This is a genomic window from uncultured Mucilaginibacter sp., from assembly GCF_903913935.1.
Classification (GTDB): domain Bacteria; phylum Bacteroidota; class Bacteroidia; order Sphingobacteriales; family Sphingobacteriaceae; genus Mucilaginibacter.
This window is the reverse complement of record NZ_CAIWNH010000300.1, coordinates 1-7,380: the sequence shown is the minus strand read 5'-3', so window position 1 is coordinate 7,380 and position 7,380 is coordinate 1. Positions and strand designations below refer to the sequence as shown.

Annotated in this window: 5 protein-coding genes and 1 pseudogene; all 6 read left to right on the top strand. The window is 40.6% G+C overall.

Annotation, left to right across the window (positions count from 1 at the left end):
* The first annotated feature begins 208 nt into the window (after nucleotides 1-208).
* Complete coding sequence (locus tag QZY09_RS11860) at nucleotides 209-763, top strand: sigma-70 family RNA polymerase sigma factor (protein WP_295672653.1); 555 nt, start codon at nucleotides 209-211, stop codon at nucleotides 761-763.
* Nucleotides 764-1,043: 280 nt separating this feature from the next.
* Nucleotides 1,044-2,147, top strand: a complete 1,104-nt coding sequence (locus QZY09_RS11855) for a FecR family protein (RefSeq protein ID WP_295672650.1) — start codon at nucleotides 1,044-1,046, stop codon at nucleotides 2,145-2,147.
* A gap of 157 nt (nucleotides 2,148-2,304) precedes the next feature.
* Nucleotides 2,305-3,678: a SusC/RagA family TonB-linked outer membrane protein gene (locus tag QZY09_RS11850; RefSeq protein WP_295672648.1), complete on the top strand. Its 1,374-nt coding sequence runs from the start codon at nucleotides 2,305-2,307 to the stop codon at nucleotides 3,676-3,678.
* 43 nt (nucleotides 3,679-3,721) lie between these two features.
* The gene (locus QZY09_RS11845; RefSeq protein ID WP_295672646.1) at nucleotides 3,722-5,176 is read left to right on the top strand and encodes a TonB-dependent receptor; all 1,455 of its coding nucleotides are present in this window, start codon (nucleotides 3,722-3,724) and stop codon (nucleotides 5,174-5,176) included.
* A 6-nt stretch (nucleotides 5,177-5,182) separates the two neighbouring features.
* On the top strand, nucleotides 5,183-6,061 hold the full coding sequence (locus QZY09_RS11840; RefSeq protein ID WP_295672644.1) for a hypothetical protein: 879 nt from the start codon (nucleotides 5,183-5,185) through the stop codon (nucleotides 6,059-6,061).
* 32 nt (nucleotides 6,062-6,093) lie between these two features.
* Nucleotides 6,094-7,380, top strand: a pseudogene (locus QZY09_RS11835) (SusD/RagB family nutrient-binding outer membrane lipoprotein); the annotation flags it as partial.

Sequence of the window (7,380 nt, the reverse complement as noted above, 5' to 3'; positions counted from 1 at the left end):
TTTATTAAAATTAAAAAATAATATTCAAAAAAACTAATTATTTAAAATAAAACTACTTGATGAACAATAGCTTGCAAGTTATTTTCAACCTTCAGTCCACCTAATAAGAGAAAGTGTTAAATGCACACACCCTTATTTATTTAACCATGTAAATTTGAATATGAAACATTTTTTTATATATCTTTAATGTCCAGATTTGAGACAATTAATGTCATACAATATTCTTACCGATTGTGCGTTAGCCGAACTCCTTAATGAAGGAGATGAAGAGGCATTTAATCATATTTATAAGCGTTTTTGGAAAAAAATATATAACGAAACTTATAAACGATTAAAGGATACCGAAATAGCAGGAGACATCGTACAGGACGTTTTTGCTGATCTCTGGATAAAAAGATGTTCCAGGAAAATTGAAAACTTAAACGCCTATCTTATTAGCGCTGCCCGCTACCAGGTGTTTATGCAGTATAAAAAGACGGCTGTTAAATCATTTTTTGAGCAACCTTTGGAACTATTAAACCAGCCAGCCCTGATTGCTGATTCAATTCATGAGGTAAAAGAATTGAAAGATTGTATATACGAATGGATGAGTATGCAGCCAGAAAAGAGACGGGAAGTTTTCCGGTTAAAATTCATAGAAGATAAGTCAACCCGTGAAATTAGTGAAGTGCTGAATATTTCTCAAAAAACTGTCCAGAATCAGTTTACCATTTCGCTTCATAGTTTACGTTCCACCCTAAGTAAACTGCTATTATTGCTTTAGTTATTACCCGTAATTAAAATAATACCTTAACACTACTCTTTCCTGATATTAAAATGGCTTAACCATAATATGGCTTGCATTTCGCAATTGATTAAATAGTTGTAACAAAGCATCCTTATTTACCCCTTGCAATAGGGTATTAAAATTAATTAACGCTTTTTAATAAATATTTTTTAAGGGATGGGATTTAACATCAATTTTATATACTGTATATATATAGCCTGATAAAACGATGTCGTCCCCGATTATAAAAGAATTTCTGAAATTAAAAGAGAAGTATTTGAACAGAACAGCCACGCCTGCTGAAATTCAATTACTGGAACAATATTATGAGCTGTTTGCTGATGAACCAAATATGATTGACCAGTTAGCCGAATCAGAAATAGAAGTGCTGGAAAACCGCTTAAAAGACGGAATAATCAATAAAATCGAACTAAAAGAAAACAAAACCGTACCTTTTTACAAAGGCACCATGATGCGTGCTGCGGCAATACTCATTTTTGTTTTAGCAGGCACTTATTTATTATACAATAGGTATCACAAGCAGCCATTACAGGTTGCCCAAAATAAGTCCTTCAAAACTGATATAGCCCCAGGTGGAAATAAGGCGATTTTAACATTGGCCAATGGTTCAAAATTGATTTTAAATAATGCCAAAAATGGCAATATTTCTACGCAGGCTGGTACAAGTATTATTAAGCAGGATAGCCTGATCTCCTATAAAGCAATAGCCGCCAATAGTACCGAAATATCCTATAATACGATTACCATTCCAAAGGGTGGTCAATACCAACTGGTACTGGCTGACGGCACAAAAGTATGGCTGAACGCAGCCTCTTCTTTAAGATTTCCTACCGCATTTACCGGCAAAAACAGAACGGTTGAACTAACCGGAGAAGCCTATTTTGAAGTAGCTAAAAATAAAGACAAACCATTTAATGTAAAAACAGCAACCCAATCGGTACAGGTACTGGGCACACACTTTAACATTAATGCTTATGATAACGAAGCTAATATAAAAACCACCTTACTGGAGGGCAGCGTTAAGGTTTATGCTGCAAATACTAATGTGATGATCAGCCCTGGTCAGCAATCTGTATTAAAAAGCAATGGTTCTTTTGAGATAAAGCGCGACCTGGACATGGACGAGGTTGTAGCCTGGAAAAATGGCACATTCCAATTCAATGAAGCTGATATACAAACAGTTATGCGGCAAATCTCCAGATGGTATGATATTGATGTTGAATATAAAGGAAAATTGCCTGCGGACCTTTACAGGGGGAAAATTTCCCGCAATGTGAATGTATCACAGGTATTAAAAATATTAGAATTAAGCGGTATTAACTTTACGATAGAAGGGAGAAAAATTATTGTAAGATCATGAGACAATCCCTTTTTTAGGTTAAGCGGCCAGGCTGCTTAACTGATGCCAATAAAAAAGCCGGAAAGTGTTGCGAGCACCTCCGGCCAAATGGCTGGGCTAAACGAAAAATGTAAATAACCTATTTAATTAATTATCAACCCAAAAACCAAACAAAAGTATGGAATTTTCTACTCTTTATGAGCCGCGAAATGAATACAGGCGGCTCAATAAAATCTTACTGGTTATGAAGCTGACCACCATTATTTTACTTACCGTTTGTTTGCACATTAGTGCGGCAAGTTTCAGTCAAAACATAACGATTTCGGAAAAAAATGCATCCCTTGAATCGGTATTTAATAAAATTGAAAAGCAAAGCGGGTATACCTTCTGGTATAAAATTGAATTGATCAAATACTCACCCAAAATTTCACTGAATGTAAAAAATGCTACTTTAGATCAAACCTTAAACTTGTGTTTTAAAGATCTGCCCTTAACTTATGTTATTGTACAAAACACCATTGTACTAAAGTTAAAGCCTGAAAATGACGCGGTAAATACCGTTCAGGCACCGCTTCCAATAAAGATTACCGGAAAGGTAGTCGACGAAAAAGGCGAGGCATTAGCCGGTGCATCCGTAAAAGTAAAAGGGACAAATGCGGGTACGACGACCGACGTTAATGGCCAGTTCAGCATTGATGTACCCGAAAATGGTATTTTACTCGTAAGTTTTATCGGATATAAAAGCCAGGAAGTGCCTGTAAACGGCAGCAAATCAATAAACATCAGGCTTGCACCTTCAGATGGATTGAACGAAGTGGTGGTAACTGCCCTCGGCATAAAACGGGAAGCAAGGTCATTAGGGTACTCTGCGCAGGCAATTTCAGGAACTGATATGAATAAAGTGAACCCTCCTGATATAGCGACGGGGTTAATGGGAAAAGTATCAGGTTTAAATGTTACCCAGCCCAATGGGGTTGAAGGAGCCTCCACCCGTATCGTTATCAGGGGTAATAATAACCTGCTCGGAAATAACCAGGCACTGATCGTTATTGACAACGTTATCATTAATAACGAACCTGTCCAGCCAAAAGGAGTTGTCCAGTCGTTCGCTGATGCAACAAATGGGGGAAATACAGATGTTTCGCAGCCCCCGGTAGATAATGGCTCGTTTTTAAACAGCTTAAACCCAGATGATATCGAAAGCATTGACGTACTAAAGGGCCCAACCGCGGCAGCTTTATACGGAGCGCGCGGAGCGAATGGCGTTATACTTATTGTTACCAAAAAGGGAGGCAAAAAATCCGGATTTGGCGTTGATTATAACTATACCTATCGTGTTAATGACCCATACAGGTTTATTAAAACCCAGAGCGAGTACGGTAATGGTATGACAGAAGATCTTTATTCTGCCAACGCCCAGTTTTATAAGGATGGCAATGGCAATAACCGGGAGGAACAAATTGGCGGCGACCCTTATGGTTCCCTGGGAAATATACCTGGAGCCTATGTAAGCCCGGGAGTTACCAGCGCAGCAGGCCGGCCCGTTCTATAACTACATTGGCTTTCCGGGAGATGGTGCATCATGGGGACCTAAAATGTCAGGCCAACCATTAGTTTGGTGGGATGGACAAACCAGGCCATACACAGGCAATTCTAATATTTTCCAAAGCTTTTACCGGAAGGGCAATACACAAACTCAAAATATAGCCGTTTCAGGCGGCGGCGAACTTGGTACGCTGCGCGTATCCTATACCAGGATGACAAACGATGCTATAACCTATAACAGCAATAACGCCACCAATACCTTCAATGTCGGTGCTTCTATTAACATTAGCCCGAAGGTAAAGATTGACGCAACAGCCAGTTATATTAATTTGAAAAAATTTAATCCGCCAAATATATACGGCGAAAGCGGGTCTTCAGGAAACATTGGTGTTGGTTATATGACGGTTTACAACTTACCAGCAGATTACAAGCCCATTGAAAGAGGACTGACCACGCTACCGGATGGGTCGCAGAATCCTATACTAAAACAATCGCCCGCTGAATATGGCCAACAATATTACTGGTGGAATACCTTCAATGATAACACCACGCTTACACAAAATCAATTTGTAGGCTCCCTTTCGCTTAATGCCGAAATTACGCCATGGCTAAAGGCTATTGGCAATGTCGGCCTGGATTACTATACTAACGAGTATATAACTCAAAATTACCCCACAGATGCGGCAGGTTTGCAGGGTTCATACGGCTATGACCTGGCAAGGACATCTACCAATAACCTGGATGGCCGTTTTGTTTTTCATAAAGATAAGTTGTTGAAAAACTTTAATGCCAGCCTGTCAGTGGGTGCAAGACACTATTATACCAATATGTATGATATCGCGTCAAATAATCCGGGGCCGTTTAATTATCCATTCCTTTTTAACCTGAGCAATTATAATGGCAGCACGCCAACTACTCTTAATCCGGCAGAGAACAGGTATGTTCAGGAAATAAACTCTGTATATAGTTTATTAAACCTTTCCTATAAAAATTACCTGTTTTTAGATCTGTCAGGAACCAATGACTGGTCGTCGACACTTCGCCCTACAAACTGGAGCTACTTCTATCCTTCAGCAAGTTTGAGCTTTGTATTTACAGACGCGTTTGATATGAAGTCGGTAAAAGACTGGCTGAGCTATGGCAAATTGCGGCTCGGCGAAGCAGAAAGTGCCAACGCATATTTACCCTATCAAAACGGGCTTACTTACAGCCCGACTAGTACAACTGGTTTTAAAACAGGGTTAAATTTACCAAGCTTATATCCAACAGACTTACAGCCGCAACGTTCAAGATCATTTGAGATCGGTACTGACCTGGGCTTTTTTAACGACCGTTTAGATGTAAACTTTACTTATTACAACACCTATTCAGATCATCAGGAGATACAAGTCCCTACCGAAACAGCATCAGGTGTGAACTACGTATTGATTAACTCGGGTGCTTTACGTAACAGGGGTATTGAATTAACCATAAAGGGAAAAATACTTCAGACCAAGGATTTTTAGTGGGATATGACCTTGAACGCGGCGCATAATCAAAATACTGTTGTAGCGTTGGAACCTGGCATTAATTCATTGCAACTAGGCTCATGGTTTGGTAGCAATGGCGTGCTGATGAAAGTTGACGTCGGCAGTGATTACGGCAGTATTTACGGGCGCGACTACAAATATGCCCCTAATGGCCAAAAAATAGTAAACCTGATATATGCCGATGGTACAAATACCGGAAACGGGCCTGTGCTTGGCTCGCAATATGCCACCACTGATGACATGGTTAAAATAGGTGATGCCACGCCAAAAATAACAGGTGGTATTTCACAGAACTTCCGCTATAAAAACTTTAGCGTATACATTTTGACTGATTTTAAAATTGGCGGCCAGATCTGGTCAGGGGACTACGCAACTATTATGGGCCAGGGACTTGCACCTGAAACAGTTTACGAAAGGGATGGCCATGGATTGCCATATACCTATCCTGATGGAACCAAAGCAAATGTTGGTGTGATATTGCCAGGTGTTGTGTCCACCGCCGGCGGTGGATATACAACAAATACCAATGTGGTAAATCCATGGTGGAAATATGCCGGTAATTATCAATCATGGGATAATGACCCGATAGTACGCACCAACTCAATATTTAATGATTCATGGGGAAAATTGCGTGAGTTATCTATTACTTACAATTTGCCAAAGGAGTTTATACAAAAATCTAAGGTATTCCAATCCATGTCGCTCTCATTAATCGGGCGCGATTTGTTTTACCTGTTTACCACCTTGCCAGATAGGATAAACCCAGAAAGTCTTGTAAGCAGCGGAAATGTTCAGGGCATCCAATTTGGCGGTTTACCAGGTGTACGTTCTTACGGTATTTCTGTAAAAGCGGGATTTTAATAGGATTATTAAAAACTTAAAAAGCAAACGTTATGTTAAAGTATCATCATATAAAACAATATACAGCCATAGTAATTGCTACGGTTTTCATCACAGCAATTCTTGCGTCCTGTACGAAGAATTTTCAAAAAGAAAATGCTACTTATAGTGGCCCCGCATCAGCGACACTTTCACAACTTTATACTGGCATTGGGGCTAACTTAGATCGCGCCGCCGACATAGGCGACAACGCCGAGGCAAGGTGGCTGTATCCTATTACACAATTAGGCGCCGTATATGCCGTATCTGATTTCGGCTTCGAAGAGAACCAAAACTGGCAATTATTCTACGCAAACTTACCTGCCATGAATCAAATGCTCAGTACAATGCAATCAAGCCCTGATTCTGCCTCCTATATCAACGCCGAAGGTATGGTAAAGGTACTTAGGGCGTACCAGGCACTGGAGTTATCAAATACTTATGGCGACATGCCTTATTTCAAAGCTGGCCGGGCATTCTCCGGTTCTACTGCCGATCTTAAAGTACCTTTTGATAAACAACAGGCAATCTATTTATCCTGTTTAAGTGACCTGGCCTGGGCTGTTAATCATTTTAATACCACCAGCACTTCTCAGTTTACGTTTGGTTCCGAGTTTCTTTTAGGGAATAATATTGCGCAATAGAAAGCGTTTGCCAATTCGCTGCGTTTACGTTACGCACTTACTATGTACGACAAAGACAATACAGATGCCGGGCCAATAATAGCCGACGCACTCACTAAACCCTTATTAACTGATCCGGTTGCGGATGTAGTTGGCCTTAGCCAGGCAAATGTTCCCGATATATCCTTTGACATAGACGGGGCCGGCAGAGCTTTCTTTTTTCGCCAGGAAAGCCGTGCAAGGATGGGGAGTACCCTTTGGAACTTATTGAGCGATAATAACACCGATAGCGGGATATTCGATCTGAGAGCGACAATATATTTCGAAAAAAACGGAAATGGTGAATGGGCTCCTTATCCGCAAAACCCGGTTACCCCGGTATCTGATGGTGGCGATCCATATAATACCAAGAGAGATCCTGCCAACGACGGTTGGGGGGCGCCGGCCTACAAGGCAGGCAATTTATATTCAGACTATAACTATTACTGGGGGCGTGATGGAAATATCTCCGGATCAACCGGCGCATGCCCTGAAATTTTTATGTCGGCAGCAGAAACGTACTTTTTGAAAGCTGAGGCATATGCAAGAGGTGCGGGCGTTGCGCAAAACAGTGCTGCGGCAAAAAGTGCATATGAATCAGGGGTAACAGCATCGCTTACTTTTTGGAAAAATATGGCT